The organism is Streptomyces niveiscabiei (assembly GCF_033794345.1).
Classification (GTDB): Bacteria; Actinomycetota; Actinomycetes; order Streptomycetales; family Streptomycetaceae; genus Streptomyces; species Streptomyces niveiscabiei.
The window spans coordinates 62881-80340 of the sequence record NZ_JARAYJ010000039.1; the positions used below are offsets into that span (position 1 = coordinate 62881).

15 protein-coding genes are annotated in these 17460 nt (G+C 71.9%); 6 read left to right on the top strand and 9 right to left on the bottom strand.

The window, feature by feature from the left end; translation table 11 throughout:
- Window positions 1-550 precede the first annotated feature (550 nt).
- Window positions 551-1348: an SGNH/GDSL hydrolase family protein gene (locus tag PV682_RS36405; RefSeq protein WP_319736022.1), complete on the top strand. Its 798-nt coding sequence runs from the start codon at window positions 551-553 to the stop codon at window positions 1346-1348.
- Window positions 1349-1380: 32 nt separating this feature from the next.
- Here the strand turns inward: PV682_RS36405 and PV682_RS36410 are convergent, their stop codons facing one another.
- From PV682_RS36410 to PV682_RS36425, 4 genes are all read right to left on the bottom strand, one after another.
- Window positions 1381-2964 carry a serine/threonine-protein kinase gene (locus PV682_RS36410; RefSeq protein ID WP_319736023.1) on the bottom strand — a complete coding sequence of 528 codons (1584 nt, stop codon included), beginning with the start codon at window positions 2962-2964 and terminating at the stop codon, window positions 1381-1383.
- A gap of 44 nt (window positions 2965-3008) precedes the next feature.
- Window positions 3009-4739 (bottom strand): urease accessory protein UreH domain-containing protein, encoded by a 1731-nt coding sequence (locus PV682_RS36415; protein WP_319736024.1) that lies wholly within the window; start codon window positions 4737-4739, stop codon window positions 3009-3011.
- Entirely contained in the window at window positions 4736-6472 is a 1737-nt protein-coding gene (locus tag PV682_RS36420) for a tetratricopeptide repeat protein (RefSeq protein WP_319736025.1), read from the bottom strand. The genes PV682_RS36415 and PV682_RS36420 overlap by 4 nt, the downstream gene beginning before the upstream one ends.
- A gap of 164 nt (window positions 6473-6636) precedes the next feature.
- Window positions 6637-8169, bottom strand: coding sequence for a DUF4331 domain-containing protein (locus PV682_RS36425; RefSeq protein WP_319736026.1), 1533 nt, complete (start codon window positions 8167-8169; stop codon window positions 6637-6639).
- A gap of 207 nt (window positions 8170-8376) precedes the next feature.
- Between PV682_RS36425 and PV682_RS36430 the strand changes: the two genes are divergently transcribed.
- From PV682_RS36430 to PV682_RS36440, 3 genes are all read left to right on the top strand, one after another.
- On the top strand, window positions 8377-8919 hold the full coding sequence (locus PV682_RS36430; RefSeq protein ID WP_055719137.1) for a sigma-70 family RNA polymerase sigma factor: 543 nt from the start codon (window positions 8377-8379) through the stop codon (window positions 8917-8919).
- Complete coding sequence (locus tag PV682_RS36435; protein ID WP_319736027.1) at window positions 8916-9749, top strand: anti-sigma factor; 834 nt, start codon at window positions 8916-8918, stop codon at window positions 9747-9749. The genes PV682_RS36430 and PV682_RS36435 overlap by 4 nt, the downstream gene beginning before the upstream one ends.
- A 128-nt stretch (window positions 9750-9877) precedes the next feature.
- On the top strand, window positions 9878-10153 hold the full coding sequence (locus tag PV682_RS36440) for a hypothetical protein (protein WP_010354371.1): 276 nt from the start codon (window positions 9878-9880) through the stop codon (window positions 10151-10153).
- Between the two features lie 264 nt (window positions 10154-10417).
- Here PV682_RS36440 and PV682_RS36445 read toward each other — a convergent pair whose 3' ends face one another.
- Together PV682_RS36445 and PV682_RS36450 are read right to left on the bottom strand one after the other, a co-directional pair.
- Window positions 10418-11206, bottom strand: a complete 789-nt coding sequence (locus PV682_RS36445; protein WP_319736028.1) for an ABC transporter permease — start codon at window positions 11204-11206, stop codon at window positions 10418-10420.
- The gene (locus PV682_RS36450; protein WP_319736029.1) at window positions 11203-12153 is read right to left on the bottom strand and encodes an ATP-binding cassette domain-containing protein; all 951 of its coding nucleotides are present in this window, start codon (window positions 12151-12153) and stop codon (window positions 11203-11205) included. Before PV682_RS36450 ends, PV682_RS36445 begins: the two co-directional genes overlap by 4 nt.
- A gap of 63 nt (window positions 12154-12216) precedes the next feature.
- Between PV682_RS36450 and PV682_RS36455 the strand changes: the two genes are divergently transcribed.
- Window positions 12217-12933, top strand: coding sequence for a TetR/AcrR family transcriptional regulator (locus tag PV682_RS36455; protein WP_055719141.1), 717 nt, complete (start codon window positions 12217-12219; stop codon window positions 12931-12933).
- A gap of 72 nt (window positions 12934-13005) precedes the next feature.
- On the opposite strand, the gene PV682_RS36460 is transcribed toward PV682_RS36455, so the two are convergent.
- The 3 genes from PV682_RS36460 to hmgA all read right to left on the bottom strand — a co-directional run bounded on the left by PV682_RS36460 (window position 13006) and on the right by hmgA (window position 16343).
- A complete protein-coding gene (locus PV682_RS36460) occupies window positions 13006-14157 on the bottom strand; it encodes a type ISP restriction/modification enzyme (protein ID WP_319736030.1) in 1152 nt (383 codons plus the stop codon).
- Between the two features lie 99 nt (window positions 14158-14256).
- Entirely contained in the window at window positions 14257-15006 is a 750-nt protein-coding gene (locus PV682_RS36465) for a GntR family transcriptional regulator (protein ID WP_319736031.1), read from the bottom strand.
- The gene (hmgA, locus tag PV682_RS36470) at window positions 15003-16343 is read right to left on the bottom strand and encodes a homogentisate 1,2-dioxygenase (RefSeq protein WP_319736032.1); all 1341 of its coding nucleotides are present in this window, start codon (window positions 16341-16343) and stop codon (window positions 15003-15005) included. The genes PV682_RS36465 and hmgA overlap by 4 nt, the downstream gene beginning before the upstream one ends.
- A 159-nt stretch (window positions 16344-16502) precedes the next feature.
- On the opposite strand from hmgA, the gene PV682_RS36475 reads away from it, so the two are divergent.
- The gene (locus PV682_RS36475) at window positions 16503-17393 is read left to right on the top strand and encodes a nuclear transport factor 2 family protein (RefSeq protein WP_319736033.1); all 891 of its coding nucleotides are present in this window, start codon (window positions 16503-16505) and stop codon (window positions 17391-17393) included.
- Window positions 17394-17460 lie beyond the last annotated feature (67 nt).

The following is a 17460-nucleotide window of genomic DNA, read 5'->3' on the forward strand; positions in this document are numbered from 1 at the left end:
CCGGAGGGACCAGGGCCCGGCGCGGGGCGACGTGAGCGCGTCGCGTCCGCCGGCCCGGGTCCGCCGGGCGAGCTGGCAAAGCTGACGGCCGCCGGAGGTTACGGCGGCCGACCGCGCGGCACGGCCCGGTCACCCTGTCGGGTCACCGAGCTCGGCACCCCCCTGCCGCGCTCCCGCTCCGGTGCCGCCGCGGTCCCTGAGCCCTCCCCTGGTGCCGCGTCCGACGGTCCGATGCGAGTGAGATGTACGACGGTATTGATGAATGAGCCCGTATGGCAAGACCTGAAGGGAGGGCTCACGGTTTTGTTCGTTTGACCGTTACACGGCGGCTCGTCCGTCATTGGTTCCCGCCGCGACGCCTGCGAGGAACAAGTGACATCACCTGAGATGTACGGGTATTACAGGTGCTACGGGTATCACGAACAAAGCGGGCGGAAAGAGTCGGGAACCGGTCCCGGAACGTACTCAAAAGTCTTGGCATGAACACTTCCCGTCAACACGCGTAGTTGCTACGACGGTTGTGGCAGACATGCTGCTAAAGGGAGGTTCCATGAGACGTTCCCGATTTGCCGTATTCGTCAGCACAGCGCTCCTCGCCGCGACCGCCGCCCTCACCGGCGGAGCCGGCAACGCCCAGGCCGCCACCGGTGGTTACGTCGCCCTCGGCGACTCCTACTCCTCCGGCGTCGGAGCGGGCAGCTACATCAGCTCCAGCGGCGACTGCAAACGCAGCACGAAGGCGTACCCGTACCTCTGGAACGCCGCCAACTCGCCCTCCTCGTTCACCTTCGCCGCCTGCTCGGGCGCCACCACCGCCGACGTCCTCTCCGGCCAGCTCGGCGGGCTCAACGCCTCGACCGGCCTCGTCTCCATCAGCATCGGCGGCAACGACGCGGGGTTCGCCGACGTCATGACGACCTGCGTCCTCGGCAGTGACAGCACCTGCCTGAACCGCATCAACACCGCCAAGTCGTACGTCGATTCGACGCTCCCCGGCCGACTCGACAGCGTGTACGACGCGATCAGCTCCAAAGCCCCCAATGCCCGCGTGGTCGTGCTCGGTTACCCGCGCTTCTACCGGCTCGGCGCGACCTGCCTCGGCCTCTCCGAGACCAAGCGCGGCGCCATCAACGGCGCCGCCGACTACATCGACGCGGCCATCGCCAAGCGCGCCGCGGACCACGGCTTCGCCTTCGGCGACGTCCGCACCACCTTCGCCGGGCACGAGATCTGCTCCGGCAGCTCCTGGCTGCACAGCCTCGAACTGCTGAACATCGGCGAGTCGTACCACCCGACGGCGGCCGGCCAGTCCGGCGGTTACCTGCCGGTGCTCAACGCGAACGACTGACACACCCGCCCACGACGGACCCTGACGGACCGTCAGTACGATGCGGACGGCGAGGGGGAGACTCCGCCCGACGGGGTCTCCTTCTCGCAAGTGACCGAGAACGGCACCGAGTTGGACTTCGCGTTCACGGGCTTGCGCACCTCCACCCACAGTTCGTTCTCGAACGTCCCGTTCGCCTCGCCCGTCGTCAGGAACACCCGCGCCTTCTTCGACCCGCCCTCTCCGTCGGCGAACTCCAGCGTCCGCCAGCCCGAGTCGACGGCCTCGCCGTCCTTCGACACCCACCGGTACGACACCGCCGCGGGCACCCGCCCGACCGTGAACGTCGCGGTGAACGCCGGGGCCTCGGACTTCGGTGGCGGGCAGGTCCCCGAGTAGTCGGTGCCCTCACCGGTCACGGTCACCGCGACCGACTGCGGCGGCCTCTCCTTGCTCGGCGACGGCGACGGAGTGGGCGACGGGGACGGGGACGGGGGCGGCTCCTCGATCCGGCTGGCCGGCGGCGAACTCACCCCCTGCGACTGGCTGTTGGTCTGCTGCCCGCCCTCGCCCCCGCCGCCACCCCCGTTGTTCAGCAGCGCGTACGTCAGCCCTCCGATCGCCAGCGCCACGACCAGCACCCCCACGATCAGCACGGCCGTCGCGCGCCGGTTGCCCTCGGAGGGCTCCGGCTGGTCGCGCACCAACGGCTCGGTGGGAGGCTGGGGTTGGTACGACGGCTGCTGGTACGCCGGGGGCGGCGGGGGCGTCGGCACGATCGTCGGGGTGTACGGCACCGTACGCGCCGTACCGCCCGCCGCGACGATCCTCAGGTCCTGCTCCGCGCGGTCGGGGGTGAGGCGTTCGGCGGGGTCCTTGCGGAGCAGGCCCTCGATGACCGGGGTGAGCGGGCCCGCCCGGTGCGGGGGCGGCAACTCCTCGTCCACGATGGCCCGCAGCGTGCTCAGCGGGGTGTCCTGGCGGAACGGGGAGTGGCCCTCGACGGCCGCGTACAGCAGGACGCCCAGCGACCACAGGTCCGACTCCGGGCCCGGCGTGCGGCCCAACGCCCGTTCCGGGGACAGGAATTCGGGGGAGCCGATCACCTCGCCGGTCATCGTGATGGCCGAACTGCCCTCCACACTGGCGATCCCGAAGTCGGTGAGGACGACCCGGTCGTCGTTCGACAGCAGCACGTTCGCCGGTTTCACGTCCCGGTGCAGCACCCCCGCGCCGTGCGCCGCCCGCAGCGCGGACAGCACCTCGGCACCGACGTACGCCGCCCGCGCGGGCGGCAACGGGCCCTCCGCGTCGAGGAGTTCGGCGAGCGAGATGCCGCGCACCAGCTCCATCACGATCCACGGGCGGCCGTCCTGCGTCGCGACGTCGTACACCGTCACGACGTTGCGGTTCGCGACCCGGGCCGCCGCCCACGCCTCGCGCTCCAGGCGGGCGTACATGCGCTCGATCTCGGGGGCGGACAACCCCGCCGGTGGCCGCACCTCCTTGACGGCCACCTCGCGGTGCAGGACCTCGTCCTGCGCGCGCCACACCGTGCCCATCCCGCCCTGCCCCAGCGGCGATCGCAGTCGGTAGCGGCCCGCGATCAGCCGCTCTCCACCGGGTTCCTCCGTCATCGCGTCCCCCTCATCGCACCCTCGCGAATACTCCCCAAACTAGCTCAACCCAGTACGGTTGCCGCCCCCTTGAGCATCAGTCCGACGCCGAGCGCGACGACGACCAGCGCGGACCACAGGGGCATGTTGCGGCGGACCAGCGCGATGACCGGGCGGGACGTCCAGCGCGGGCCCTCGTCCAGCAGGCGCGAGACGCGGCTGCCGAGCCGGACGACCGCGAAGCCGGCCGCGGTGAGGGTGAGGGCCAGGCCGATGCCGTACGCGATGACCAGGAGCAGGCCGAACCAGGCCTGGCCGAGGGCGGCGGCGCCCACCAGGACGACCACGGCGGAGGGGCTGGGCACCATGCCGCCGGCCAGGCCGAGGAGGATCGTGCCGCGGAGGGTGGGGGCGGTGGAGTGGGTGTGGGTGTGGCCGTTGTGGGTGTGGGTGTGCGTTTGGGGGTGGTGGTCGTGGGTGTGGTGCGGGTGGTCTTCGTGGGTGTGGCGGTCGTGACTGTGTGCGGGGGAAGGGGAGTTGGGGAGTGCGGTGGTGGTGGCTGAGGTCGACTCGGCGCCCACGAGGGCGAGTTGGCGGGAGGGGGAGGGCTCGGGGGAGTGGGGGTGGCTGTGGCCGTGGCCGTGGCCGTCGTCGTGCGAGTGGCTGTGCGAGTGCCCGTGCCCGTGCCCGTGCCCGTGCCCGTGGCTGTGCCCGTGATCGTGCGAGTGGTCGTGGCCATGCCCGTGCCCGTGCCCGCGGTTCTTCCACGCCTTGCGGAACAGCGTCGCGCCCGCCACCGCGACCAGCGCGCCGCTCGCGAGGCCCAGCCAGGTGATGACGGAGGGCGCGGCGGCCGAGCCCGCGGTGACGAGGAGGCCGAGGGCCACGACGCCGATGGTGTGCGTGACGGTGACCGACGCGGCGAGCGGGAGGACGTCCTTCATACGGGCCTTGCCGCCCCGCGCGGCGGCCGTCGCGGCCATGATGGTCTTGCCGTGGCCCGGCGCGACCGCGTGCATCGCGCCCAGGAAGACCGCGAGGACGATCGCCAGCGCGGCGAAGCCGATCGTGAGGTGCTGGCGGGCGACGAGGTCGTCCAGGGCCTGGGTCCAGCGGTCGGCGCCACGGGGGAGGACGGCGGCGCCGGGGGCGGTCCGCTCGTTCTCGTCGTCGGCGAGGGCCGGGCCGCCCGGCCGTATCGTCGTCGCGGCGGTCGTCGTGTCCGCCGGGGAGGAGAGCAACTCCTGCGGGTACGACGTGAGTTCGTCCGACACCGACTTCTCGGGGACGTCCGACTCCGTGAGCGTCATGCGGTCGCCGCGTGCCGTGATCTCCCGCCAGCCGGGGCCGGTCGAGGCGCCCGCGCTGTGGAACGTGAGGGAGACCGGCTCGTCCTTCGGCAGCGGAGCGTTCAGCTCGCACTCGACGCGCAGGGTGTCCAGGCCCGCCTGGCCCGGCCGTACGGTGGCCTTCGCGGACGCCGAAGTCAGCGTGACCGTACCGCCGTTGACGGTGACCCTGCTGTCGGCGGCGGCCGTTTCGCAGCGCTGCCGCGCCCACGGGGTCAGGCCGCCGAGGCGTTCGATCGTGGGCTTCGCCTGGGTCGCCGGGATCTCGGCGAGGTCCTCGACGTGCGTGACGCGGAGTCGGCCGGGGGCGGCGACCAGGCCGTCGTACCTGTTGACGGTGAAGTTGCCGAGTGGGTGCGCGCTCGCGTTGGCGGTGGGAAGGAGCGCGAGCGCGCACCCGGCCGTCAGGACGGCCGCGCTGGAGGCGAACAGACGACGGGAGATCACTGGTTCGCCTCCAGCGTCTTGAGGGCGGCGCGCGCGGTGCGGGCGCCGAGGGGGGAGAAACCGGGGTTCAGGGCGAGGGCCTTCGTGAGGTGTGTGCGGGCGTTCCGCTTGTCGCCGGTGGCGCTCTCGATCACACCCCGGTGGTAGAGGAAGGAGGCGTTGCGGTAACCCGTCGCGGTGGCCTTCCTCGCGTACGGAAGGGCTTCCGCGTCACGGCCGTTGACGTGCAGCGCCCAGGCGAGGGCGTCTGCCGTGTGGACCGTTTCCCGGCGGTCCCACTCCGCTCGCGCCGCGCGCAGTGCCGCCCGCTTGTCGCCGTGGTCGGCTGCCGCGAGGGCCGTGTCGAGGTCGGCGTTCACGCCGTTGGCGCGGGCGAGGGCGGTCCAGGCGTCGACCAGGGCGTACTGGTCGGCCGCCTTCATCCTGTCGCCGTCCGCGCCGCGTGCCTCGTACAGCTCGCCGAGTTCCACCAGGGGGGCGGGGAGGGGGTAGCGGGCCACCACCGACTCCAACCCCTTGATGGCGTCCGCCTGTTGGCCGCTCGCCGCCTGCGCCTTCGCCCGTCCCTCCAGTGCCGGGAGGTAGTCCTCGTCGGCGGTGAGGGCTCGGGCGTAGTCGGTGAGGGCCGTCTCGTAGTCGCCCTGGTTCCAGGCGAGTTGGCCGAGCTGGCTCGCCACGTAGGCGATGTCGCCCTTCGCCGTGGAGCCGGCCAGGGCCTGTTCCAGGACTCGGCGGGCCGTCGTCACGTCGCCCCGGAGTTCCTGGACGTACGCGTAGCGGGTGAACACCGGGATACCGGGGCGGCGGGTGTCCGCCGTCTCCGCCGCCGTCAAAGCCTCGTCGTAGCGGCCGAGTTCGACCAGGGCGTCGATGCGGGTGCACAGGGCGCGTTCGTTGTACGGGTTGTCCTTGAGGACCTGGTCCGCGTACTTCAGGGCGCCGGGGAAGTCGTGCCGGGCGGCGGCGAGGGCCGCCCGGCCCGCGAGTGCCTGGCCGTTGCCGGCGGAGAGTTCGAGGGACTTCGTGAACGCCTTCTCCGCCTGGGGGTAGCGGGAGGGGTCGCCCTTCGTGCGGGCCTGCTCGACGTAGGCGAGGCCCAGGGTGGCCCAGCTGCCGAAGTCCCTCGGCTGGGCGCGGAGATGGGCTTGGAGCGCGGTGATCGCGCTGTCGATGTCGCCGCTGTTGAGGAGGCCGGGGGAGACCGCCGAGGCGGTCGCCACGGGGGCCGCGCTGCCGTCCTTCAGCGCGCCGATCGCGATGGCTCCGCCGGTGAGCGCCACGGCCAACAGGGCCGCGCAGGCGCCGAGTTGGAGGGAGCGCCAGCGACGGCCTGCGGCGCCGGCGCGGCGTACGGCGGCTACTCGGGGGTCGAGGTCGGAGGCCGGGGCGGGGTCGGTGGAGGCGGAGGTGTCGGGGGCGGTGTCGGGACCGGCCGGGGAGTCTGCGGCGTCCTGCGCCACACCCTCAGCGTCCTGCCCCTGCTGCCCCTTCTCTCCCTGCCGCTCCTGTTCCTCCTGTCCATCCTGCTCCCCTTGCTCCCCCTGCTCCCCCGAAGGAGCAGCGGGCGCCGAGGAGTTGGCCCCCGTCGGGGTGTTCGTGGGTGTCGGTGCCGCTTCAGGCCGCGGTGAACTTCCCTCGGGCCGCCGCCCCTTCGGCTTCGGCTGGTCCGTGGGATCCGGGGTGTGCCCGGAGTCCGTCCGGTCCGGTTCGCCGCTGTCGGTGCGCGGGGCCATGCCCTCTCCTCGGTCGCTCTCGGTCTTCCTGCGGTCGGCGCGGCCCGGCCCATGGGGGATTCGGTCCGGGCCGCGCCGGTCTGCGGTCAGGGGCCGGGGAGTTGCAGGGGTCTCCCCGGCCCGGTCACCGTGCCGGAGTTCCCCGGCAGGTCACTGCGTGGGCGTCAGTACGCCCGCCCCCGGCGCCGGAACCACATGAGGCCGCCGCCGATGAGGAGCACCCCGGCCGCGCCGGCCCCGGCGGACGCGGCGATCAGGGTGTTGTTGTCCGTGCCCGAAGTCCCGCCCGGCTGGAGCGCGTTGCCGAGCTGGCTGCGGACGTCGTTGCCGCTGTCGACGCCCTTCGCGACGGGACCGCGCGAGCCCTCGGTCGGGAGGGCGACGTACGGGAAGGACTTCTCGAACTCCTTGTCGTTCTTGTCGACCGCGTCGCCCAAGTCGTTCTTGGAGCCCACGAGTTCACCTTCGACGACCTGGAGCGAGGCGTCGATGACGTCGTCCGTGAGGCGACGCCCGTTCGGGAAGCCCGCGTTGTCGCCGTCGAGCACACCGAGCCGCTTGGGGCTGGCGGCGGGCTTGATGGACGTGTTGAGCCGCAGCTGCTCCGAAGGCGTCACGTACGGCGGCTGGTTGAGGCCCTTGACGCCCTTGAGGAACACGTCGACGAGGTCGTTGCGCGGCTCGGCCGGGGCCTTGATCTTGTAGATCGCCTCGATCAGCTTGGGCAGTTCGGGGTTGGTGACGTTCTTGAGGAACTGCCCGTCGTCCTTGGGCTCGGACGCGTTGAACTTGTCCTTGTCCTTGATGGGGTTGACGACCTCGTTGACCAGCGGGTTGCCGAGCCGGGAGACCTGCTCGAACTTGCCGCGCGCGTTCTTGCGCTGGGTCGTCGACCAGATGCCGACGACCGGCTGGTGCTCGGCCTCGCGGATCATGTCGTTGGGCACCTGGAGGGCGATGGTGTTGACGTTGTAGCCCTTGAGGGTGTCGTTGCCGACCTCGGAGAGGTTCCCGCCGTACAGCAGGTCGAAGACGCGCAGGTCGAGGAAGAACGGGTCGTCGGCCTGGCCCGCGAAGGTCTTCGCGCCGTTGGAGAGCTTGTAGATCGCCTGGTCGCGCAGTTTCGCGTAGTTCGGCATGGACGCCTTGCCGACGTTCGACGGCGCCACCGGGACGTCGCTGGCGACCTTCGTCCTGTGCTGGACCTTGCCCTTCTTGAGCTTGATCAGCTCCAGGTCGTAGGTCTGCGTGACGTTCAGGTCCTTGTCGTCGAGGGTCTCGACCGCGCCGGTGTTGTAGAGGAACGTCTTCTTGTTCTTGACGTGCGTCTTGAACGTGTAACGGAACGTCAGGTCCTGGCGCGCGTCACCGTCGTTGTCGATGTTGAGGTCGTACTGGGCGTCCTCCGCGAACGGGAAGAAGTTCGGGCCGCCCGCGGGCTCCTCGAAGGGGATCCAGTTCGCGATCAGCGTCGTGGTGTCCGGGTGGTCCGGGCTCACGAACGCGTACACGTCGGTGTTGTCGTACTGCGGTGTGCCGGAGATCAGCGGGGCTTCGCGGTGGCTGGAAGCGGCGGCGACCCCCGGTTCCAGCAGGGCCACCGAAGCGGCGGTGAGTCCGCCCGCGGCCAGCGCGCCACAGATCAGGGTCGCGATGCTCCTGCGCCCTGCGGCGCTCCGGAAGTTAGGTGTCGTCATGCCGTCCGTCCTGAGGTCCCAACTTGCTTGACGGACGGGTATACGGAGCGGGAGGGCTGTTCGGATTGGTCGATCCGAAGTTTTTTTATTTTTGCTCCCGACCCGCGTTTCGGGCCGCCGGATCCGTACTTCCACCGGAGGTGTGTGCGCGTGCGAGTGCCTGGTGTGAGGGGACGGCCCGGCTGTGGCCGCGGAGAGGGGAACCGCATGGAGGCGGACGACCTGCTGGTGCTCGTGGCGCGAGGGGACCAGCGGGCCTTCGAGCAGTTGTACGGTCTGGTCTCCGGTCCGGTGTTCGGTCTCGTACGGCGGGTACTGCGCGATCCGTCGCAGTCGGAGGAGGTGGCTCAGGAAGTGCTGCTGGAGTGCTGGCGCTCGGCCGCCACCTTCGACCCCGCGCGCGGCAGCGCCCTGTCGTGGATCCTCACGCTCGCCCACCGCCGCGCCGTCGACCGGGTGCGCAGCGTGCGCGCGGCCGGCGAACGCGAGCAGCGCGAGGCCCTGCGCACCCACCACCCCGCCTTCGATCAGGTCTCCGAGGAGGTCGAGGCGGGTATGGAACGCGAGTGGGTACGCCGCTGTCTCGGCCGGCTGACGACGCTCCAGCGTCAGTCCGTCACTCTCGCGTACTACGACGGCTACACGTACCGTGAAGTGGCCGAGAGGCTCTCCCTGCCGCTGGGCACGGTGAAGACGAGGATGCGCGACGGGCTCACGCGGCTGCGCAACTGCCTGGGAGGTGCCGTATGAGCGTCCTGAACCGTCTGCTGGGCAGAGGTGACCTCCACTCGCTGGCCGCCCCCTACGCCCTCGACGCGCTGGACGGTGACGAGCGCCGCCGCTTCGAGAAGCACCTGCGTTCCTGTCCGTCCTGCGCCGTCGAGGTGCGTGAACTCGCCGAGGACGCCGTCCGGTTGGCGTGGTCGACGGCCGCGCCGGCGCCGGCCGCGATGCGCGACCGGGTGCTGGCCGCCGTCCAGCTGACCCCGCAGGAGTCCGCCGGAGCGCGCGCTGTTCAGGAGCGCGCGCCCCAGCTTCCGCCGCACGTATGGGGCGCGCAGCCGCCGCCCGGACGCTCCCGTGCTTCACGCGCTCCCCGCGCGCGCCGTCCGCTCTTCGTGCCGTTCGCCACCATCACGGCCGCCGCCGCGCTCGTCGTCGCCTCCCTCTTCGCGGTCCAGAACAGCCGTACGCAGGACCGGTTGGACGCCGAGCGGGACCGCGCCCGCGACATCGCGCAGGTGCTCTCCGCGCCCGACGCCCGCGCCGGGAACGGGCGGGACGCGCAGGGCCGCGGCATCGGCGTCATCGCCTCCGCGTCGGAGGGCGACGCGATCGTCACGCTGCGCGGGTACGGCGGACTCGGCGGCGGTCAGGTGCATCAACTCTGGCTCATGCGGCCCGATGTGGCGCCTCGTTCGCTCGGACTCTTCGACGGCGACACGCCCTTGGTGGCGACGGGTCTCACCACCGACGCGACGTCACTCGCTGTGACGGTGGAGCCCGCCGGCGGGTCACCTCGGCCCACTTCGCAGCCAGTTGTCCAACTCGCCCTGAAATCGGTTGGATTCGGAGAGTAATCGCGGGGGAGTCGTCAACCCCCTTGCGGGGAAGGCTGATCCTGTGCGCGCGATACACGCGTGACCCCGGGGGGAGATAGGGTTAACCTGCCCGGGGTCGGGTGGACTCGTACGGGTGGGGAGTGACGATGGAACAGATAACGATGCGCAGCAGGGCGAGGGTCCCTGCGATCACGTGCGGTAGCAGCGCGACCAGTTCGCGGCTCGACCGTCACCTCTCGGTACTGGCGGGCCCCGCCATACCGCAGCGGGAGACCGTCGAGGCGACCTCGCTCATGCGGGAGCTGACCGCGCGCGACACCCAGCACCAGCCCAGCGACCAGGGCCGCCGAGTGAGCCGCGTCTCGCTCTTCGCGCCGCTGCGCCGGCTCCGCCGCTCCCTCTTCGGGAGCCGCCGGCACTGACGCCCCGCGATCGGGCGGCCCACCGTACCGCCGTGTCCCCCGCCGCAGTCCGTCATCCCCACGGCCGCGGCGGTGTCCGGCGCACTCACCCGGGCGCGGGCTCCCGACTCCCGCTCCCTCGACTCCCGTACCCGCTCGCCCGCTTGTCCGTTTGTGCGGCTTGTGCTGCTTGCGCCGCTTGTGCCGCGAACCGCCGGAGATCCCCGACTCCGGCGGTCCACCACCCCGTTCACCTCACCGCTGTCTACCTCAGCGCTGTTCACCTCACCGCTGGGCGCTCGCGTACCGCCGTACCGCCAGCGGGGCGAAGACGCCGGTCAGCAGGGCGCACCACAGCAGGGAACCCGCGACCGGATGCGCCACCGGCCAGGCCGCGCCCTCGGGCACGGGCGCGTTGCCGAACAGGTCGCGCAGGGCCGTCGTCAGGGCGCTGATCGGGTTCCACTCGGCGATCGTGCGCAGCCAGCCCGGCAGGCCGTCGGTCGGGATGTAGGCGTTGGACAGCAGCGGCAGCATGAACGTCGCGCTGCCGAGCTGGCCCGCGGCCTCCTCGCTGCGCGAGAGCAGCCCGAGGAAGACGCCCACCCAGGTGCAGGCGAACCGGAACAGGAGCAGCAGCGCCAGCGCGCCGGCCGCCGCGGGCGCCGAGCCCTCGACCCGCCAGCCCACCGCCAGCGCCACCAGCAGGAACGGCACGGTCCCGGCCGCCGTGACGACCAGGTCGGCCACCGCCTGCCCGAGCGGCACCGCCGCCCGGCTCACCGGCAGGGTCCGCAGCCGGTCCGTCACCCCGCGGTGGACGTCCTGGGCCGCCTGGAACATCCCCGTCATGATCCCGTTCGCCGCCGTCGCCACCAGCAGCCCGGGGACGAGGACGGAACGGTACTGCGCGCCGGGCATCGCCAGCGCGCTGCCGAAGACGTAGCCGAAGAAGAGCAGCATCGTGATCGGCATCGTCTGGGTCAGGATCACCAGCGCCGGGTTGTTGCGGACCCGCAGCAACTGGCGGCCCAGCATGGCCGTTCCGTCGTACCGGAGGGTGTTCGCGGTCATGCCGCCCTGCCTTCCTGAACGCTGTCCGTGAGGCGCAGGAACGCCTCGTCGAGGGTCGGTGGCCGCAGGCTCGCGTCGAGCAACGGCACGCCCGCCGCGTCGAGTTCGCGCACCAGGCGGGGGAGGGTGAGCGTGGTGTCGCGGGTGACCGCGCCGACCGCGCCCCGCTCGTGGTCGAACACCGGTTCACCGCCGGTCAGTTGGTCGAGCACGCCGGCGGCCTTCACGAGCAGGTCCGGATCGGCGACGACGGCCTCGGCGTGCGTGCCGACAACCGCCTTGAGCTCGGCGGGCGTTCCGGTCCGCGCGACCCGCCCCCGGTCCACCAGGGCGATGGTGTCGGCGAGTTGGTCGGCCTCCTCCAGGTACTGCGTGGTGAGCAGCACCGTCGTACCCTGCCGCTTCACCTCCCGTACGGCGTCCCAGACGTCGTTGCGGCTGGCCGGGTCGAGGCCGGTGGTCGGCTCGTCGAGGAAGAGCACGGCCGGGCGGCGGACCAGGCTCGCCGCGAGGTCGAGGCGGCGCAGCATCCCGCCCGAGTAGGTGGACGCCGGCCGGTCGGCGGCCTCGGTGAGGCCGAACCGCTCCAGCAGCTCGACGGCGCGCTCTCCCGGCCCCGGTACGCGGTGCAGGCGGGCGAACAGGCGCAGGTTCTGCCGCCCGGTGAGATCGCCGTCCACCGACGTGCTCTGCCCGGTCACGCCGATGGCGCGCCGTACGGCGGCGGCCTCCCGTACGAGGTCGTGCCCCGCCACCCGCGCGGACCCGGCGTCGGGCCGCAGCAGGGTCGTCAACAGGCGTACGGCCGTCGTCTTGCCCGCCCCGTTGCGGCCCAGGACGCCGCAGACCGTGCCCTCGGGGACGGCGAGATCGAGCCCCCGCACGGCGTGGACCTCGCCGAACCGCTTCTCCAGACCTTCACTAAGTACAGCGTACGTAGAAGTCATGGCATGACCATAGCGCACTACGTACGGTGTACGTAACTACGATGGGGGGCGAGGTGATGATCGATGGCGGGCCGTCCGTCCGTACCCGAAGTGATCTGGACCCGTCCCGAGCGGACCGGCCGCGGACCCAGACCCGCGTTCACGCGCGCCGACATCGCGGCGGCGGGCGTCCGGATCGCCGACGCGCGCGGGCTCGACGAGGTCTCCATGCGGCACGTCGCCGCCGAACTGGGCTGCGGGACCATGTCGTTGTACAACTACGTCCCCCGCAAGGAGGACCTGTACGAGCTGATGATGGACGCCGTCAGCGGTGAGCACGAGCTGTGGGAGCCGAGCGGGGACTGGCGGGCCGACATGCTCCGCGTCGGGCGCCAGACGCGTGCGCTGATGCTCCGCCATCCCTGGCTGCCCCGCCTGATGTCGGCGTCCTACGGCTTCAGCCCCAACGCCCTGCGCTACCTGGAACACTGCCTGACCTGCCTGGACCCCCTCACCGAGATGACGTACGGGCTGAAGATGCAGCTCGTCGCGATGATCAACGGGGTGGTCACCGTCTATGTCTCGGGCGAGCTGGCCACCGCCGAGCGGACGCGGTCGCTGCCCTGGTCCGAGGAGGAGGAGAACGCCGTGCGGATCGCCTATCTGGGGGCGCAGGTGATGAGCGGGAAGTATCCGCGGATGGCCGCCGCGTTCACGGAGGATCCGGGGCCGATCGATCTGGAGGCGGTGTTCGAGGAGGCGTTGCGGAGGGTGCTGGACGGCTTCGTACCCAGGGGGTAGGGCGGGGCTCGTACTCGGGGGTTAGGGCGGGGCTCTTCCCCAAGGGTTAGGGCAGGGGCTCGTACTCAGGGGCTACAGCAGGGTGAACTGGCCTTCCGGGCCCTCTTCCTGGTGGTCGAGGACCGAGGCCGGGCGGCGGGAGCGGGGCGGGGGCGGCAGGATGCCCGCCGGGTGGAGGTCCTTGATGCGGTGCTCCACCGCGAACGGCTCCCGCAGCTCGCTCAGGAGTGTCAGCACCGTGATCAGCTCCAGGAGTTCCGATGTCCACGGCTGGGGCCAGGCCCGGGGGCCGATCGCCGACAGGGTGCCCTGCTCGCCCCGTCCGGTCCGGGCGGCGATCCACTGCTCCAGGACGCGGACCTCGCCGTGCGTGAAGTCCCAGGCGTCCCGCGGGACCGGGGAGACCCTGCCCTCGTCGAGGTGGAGGGCCTGCTCCTCGGAGTCGTAGTGGACGTGCTGGGGTCGTGCCGGGATCGGCGCCCGGACGTACGGGCGGCTGCCGCCGGGGAGTTTGGGGCGGTCGCCGTCGCGGCGGTGGAGCCAGAGGACGCGGTGGCCCCTGCGGATGCCCTCGGCCCAGACCTCGGGGTCGTCCGTGAGGGGGACCCGTAGCTCTGCGGGGGTAGCCGTCGCTGCCGGGGCAGCCGTCGCGAGGATCCAGGCCAGGACGTCCTCGGGGGTGGGGGCTGCCGTGAGGTGATCGGCGAGGTGCTCCACGAGGCCGGGAGCGAGGTTGGGCTCCTGGCCTCCCGGGCGGCGGTACAGGGGTCGTACCCGGGTACGACCCAGGAGGGGCAGACGCGCGCCGGCCAGCAGCCCGTCCGGCGTCTCCACCAGGAACACCTGCCGCTCGTCCGCCACCCGCCACAACTCCGGCCGGGCCGCGTCGATCAGCCGGTGGTCCGGGATCAGCCACTGCTCGTCGTACGGGGCGTACAGGACGCGCACCGGGGGCGGGCAGGGCCCTTCGGCGTGCGCGAGCCTGCCCGTGTCCGTGGCCTGCCCCGGCAACTGCGTCACCGCCGAGTCCGGCGTCCGCGCCCGGGACGGCTCGAACAGCGCCGCCCGCTCGGCCCCTTCGGCCTTCAGCAGCACGTCCCAACGAGCCTTCAGGGCCCCTTCGTCCGGCCCGACCGGCCACCCCCGCCCCACTCGCGGCGGCGCAACGGCCCACGGCATGAGGTCACCGAGCAGCGGAGCGTCGTCGTGCGTCACGCAGGGCATGGTACGTCGGACTCGGCGGGGGCCGTAGAGGGGGACATAGGGGTTCATGTCGCCTCGGGGCGCGCGCGAGGAGCTGGATCGCCTTCGCCGGGTGCCCGTTCACGGTGCCTCCAGGGTCACCGAGAAGGAGAAGCGGTCACCCCGGTAGTGGATGACCGCGACGTCCAGGACTTGGCCCGACGTGTCGTACGTGACGCCTGTGTAGTGCAGGATCGGGCTGAGCAGGGGGACTTGGAGGAGGCGGGAGGTCTCCGGGTCGGCGAGGCGGGCCTCGACGGTGTCGGTGATGCGGGCGATGTCGGCGTGGGCGAGGTCGCGGAGGACCTTGGTCATGGGGTGGTGGGTGAGGGCGTCCGGGGGGATGCGGGCGGCGAGTTCGGGGCGGAGCCAGTTGCGGGCGTGGTTGGTGGGCTCGCCGGTTCTCTCGTCGGAGCGGAGGCGGTGGTACGTCGCCAGCTCGGGCAAGTCGGGGAAGTGGGCGGCGAGTTCGGGCGGGGCCGGGGCCCTGCCGTGGTCCAGGAGCTGGGTGCGCATGCCGGACTGCTGGGCGACGATCGCGTCGACGGAGCCCAACAGGCGTACCGGCGTGCCGCGCCTGGCGCCGGGTTCGATGAAGGTGCCCCGGCGCCGGTGGCGGGTGATGAGGCCCTCGGTCTCCAGCTCCTTGAGGGCCTGGCGCATCGTGAGGACGCTGACGCCGTAGTGGGCCGCGAGTCGCTCCTCGGTCGGCAGGCGCAGCGGCGCGTCGGGCGAGCGGCCGAGGATCGAGGCGCGCAGGGACTGCGAAACCTGGTACCACAGAGGGAGTTTGGCGTTGAGGCTGAGCGAGTCGGGCGCGAAGGCGGTCACGGCGCCAGCCTGAAACTCCGGTGCCCGGGACGGAAGTGCCGCTCCAGCCCGCGCCAGACATCGTCGTACCGCTCCTGGAGATGCTCCCCCGCATGCGCCGCGAGCGTGATCGGCCAGCGCGTCTCGAACATGAACGCCAGCCCGTCGTCGAGGCGTTGGGGCTTCAGCTCGGCGTGGCTCGCCCGCTCGTACGTCTCCCGGTCGGGCCCGTGCGCGGACATCATGTTGTGCAGCGACCCCCCGCCCGGCACGAACCCCCCCTCTCCGGCGGTCTTCGCGTCGTATGCCCCCTCGATCAGCCCCATGTACTCGCTCATCACGTTGCGATGGAAGTACGGCGGCCGGAACGTGTCCTCGCCGACCAGCCAACGCGGCGCGAACACCACGAAGTCGACGCCGGCCAGCCCCGGTGTGTCCGACGGCGACGTCAGCACCGTGAAGATCGACGGGTCGGGATGGTCGTACGAGATCGTCCCGATGACGTTGAAGCGCCGCAGGTCGTACACGTACGGCACGAGGTTGCCGTGCCAGGCGACGACGTCGAGCGGGGAGTGGTCGTACGTCGCCCGCCAGAGGTTGCCGCAGAACTTGTTGACGACCTCGACGGGCCCTTCGACGTCCTCGTACGCGGCGACCGGCGCCCTGAAGTCCCGTGGATTCGCCAGGCCGTTGGCGCCGATCGGGCCGAGGTCGGGGAGCCGGAAGGGGGCGCCGTAGTTCTCGCAGACGTACCCGCGGGCGGTCGCGTCGAGGAGGGTGACACGGAACCGGACGCCTCGCGGGACCAGCGCCATGTGCCCCGGCTCCGCGTGGAGTCGGCCGAACTCCGTGTGCAGCAGGAGGCCGCCGCGCTCGGGGACGATCAGCAACTCCCCGTCCGCGTCGGAGAAGACGCGGTCCATGGAGGCGTTCGCGTGGTAGAGGTGCACGGCCATACCGGCGCGCTGCGCGGCGTCGCCGTTGCCGCCGACCGTCCACAGCCCGGCGAGGAGGTCGGTGCCGGGGGCGGGCTCCGGAAGGGGGTCCCAGCGCAGCCGGTTGGGGTCGGGGACGGCCTCCGTGAAGGGGCCCGTACGGATCGCGCCGTTGTCGGTCCGGGCGAACGCGGGATGCGCGGCGCTCGGCCTGATCCGGTACAGCCACGAGCGCCGGTTGTGGGCGCGCGGCTCGGTGAACGCCGTACCGCTGAGCTGCTCCGCGTAGAGCCCGAGGGGGGCGCGCTGGGGAGAGTTGCGGCCCTCGGGGAGCGCACCGGGCACCGCTTCCGAGCTGTGCTCGTTGCCGAAGCCGGTGAGGTACGTCAGTCCCTCGGCGGTCTTGCGCGCGTCCGTGGCCATCGTCGCTCCCTCGCGTCCGAATCCTCTGTATCACCGTAGGAATGAAGCGGCTGGCTCGCAAGGGGTACCCGGGTAGTCCTCTGGTAGGACGATCGCGGGGGGACGAGAACCAGACTTCAGGGGGATTCGAGCGCCGGGGGGCTGTTCTAGGCTCACGGCATGTCGTGGACGCGTGGGTTTCTCGCCGCGCTCGCGGTCTGTGTCCTGCTGCCGGCCGGACTCGCGGGCTGCGGGTCCAGTGCCGGCTCCGAACAGGGAGACGGGAAGAACGGGGCGTCGACCGCCCCTGCCGGAAAACTCCTGGACGACACGGACGAGGCGGGCCGCCGGTACCGGGAGGTAGGCGGCAAGGGGGCGCCCTGGGTGGGCGTCCAGGTCGAGCCGGACTCCGACGGGAGCTGGGAGGTGCGCCTCACCCTGCGCAACTTCCGCTTCTCCCCCCAGGGCAGCGCCGCGCGGGCCGTCGAGGGCCGGGGCGCCGCGCGCCTGTACGTCGACGACAAGCCGCTCGCCGAGCTGCGCACCCCGCGCTACCGCATCGGCGCGGGCTACCTGCCGCACGGCACCCACCACGTCACCGCCCGGCTGTACGCGGACGACGGCACGGTATGGGCGGTGGACGGCAAGATGGTGCAGAGCACGGCGGACATCACGGCGTCGGAGCCGGAGGCTTCGCCGGGGGCGGGGTCGCCTTCGCCGTCCGAGCCGGTGTCGGGCTCGGCTTCGCCCACGGGGGTCGCGCTGGGGACGGGGGGACGAGGTACGGGGGATACCGCGGCGGGCTCGGGCGCAGGCGCCGGCGTGGGCCTCGCGGCGGGCTGGACGGGCGTGGGAGCCGTCGGTGCCGGGGTGGGGCGAGGGGCCTCGGGTCTCCCGGCGACGGCCTCGGGCACGCCGTTCCCGACGGCCGCGGTCGCCTCGTACCCCTACCCCCCGTACGCCTCCCTTGCCGTGGAGACACCTTTCCTTCCGCCCACCGGAAGTCCCCGGTCCCTCTCCGGTACTACGGCGGTAGCCTCTAGTGTCCTGAGTCGGGAATTCGCTGCGTAAGTCAGTGCTGGTTCGGCATGATGGCCGGATGGCGAGGACGGGACGGCCGAAGGCCGAGCTGGTGCTG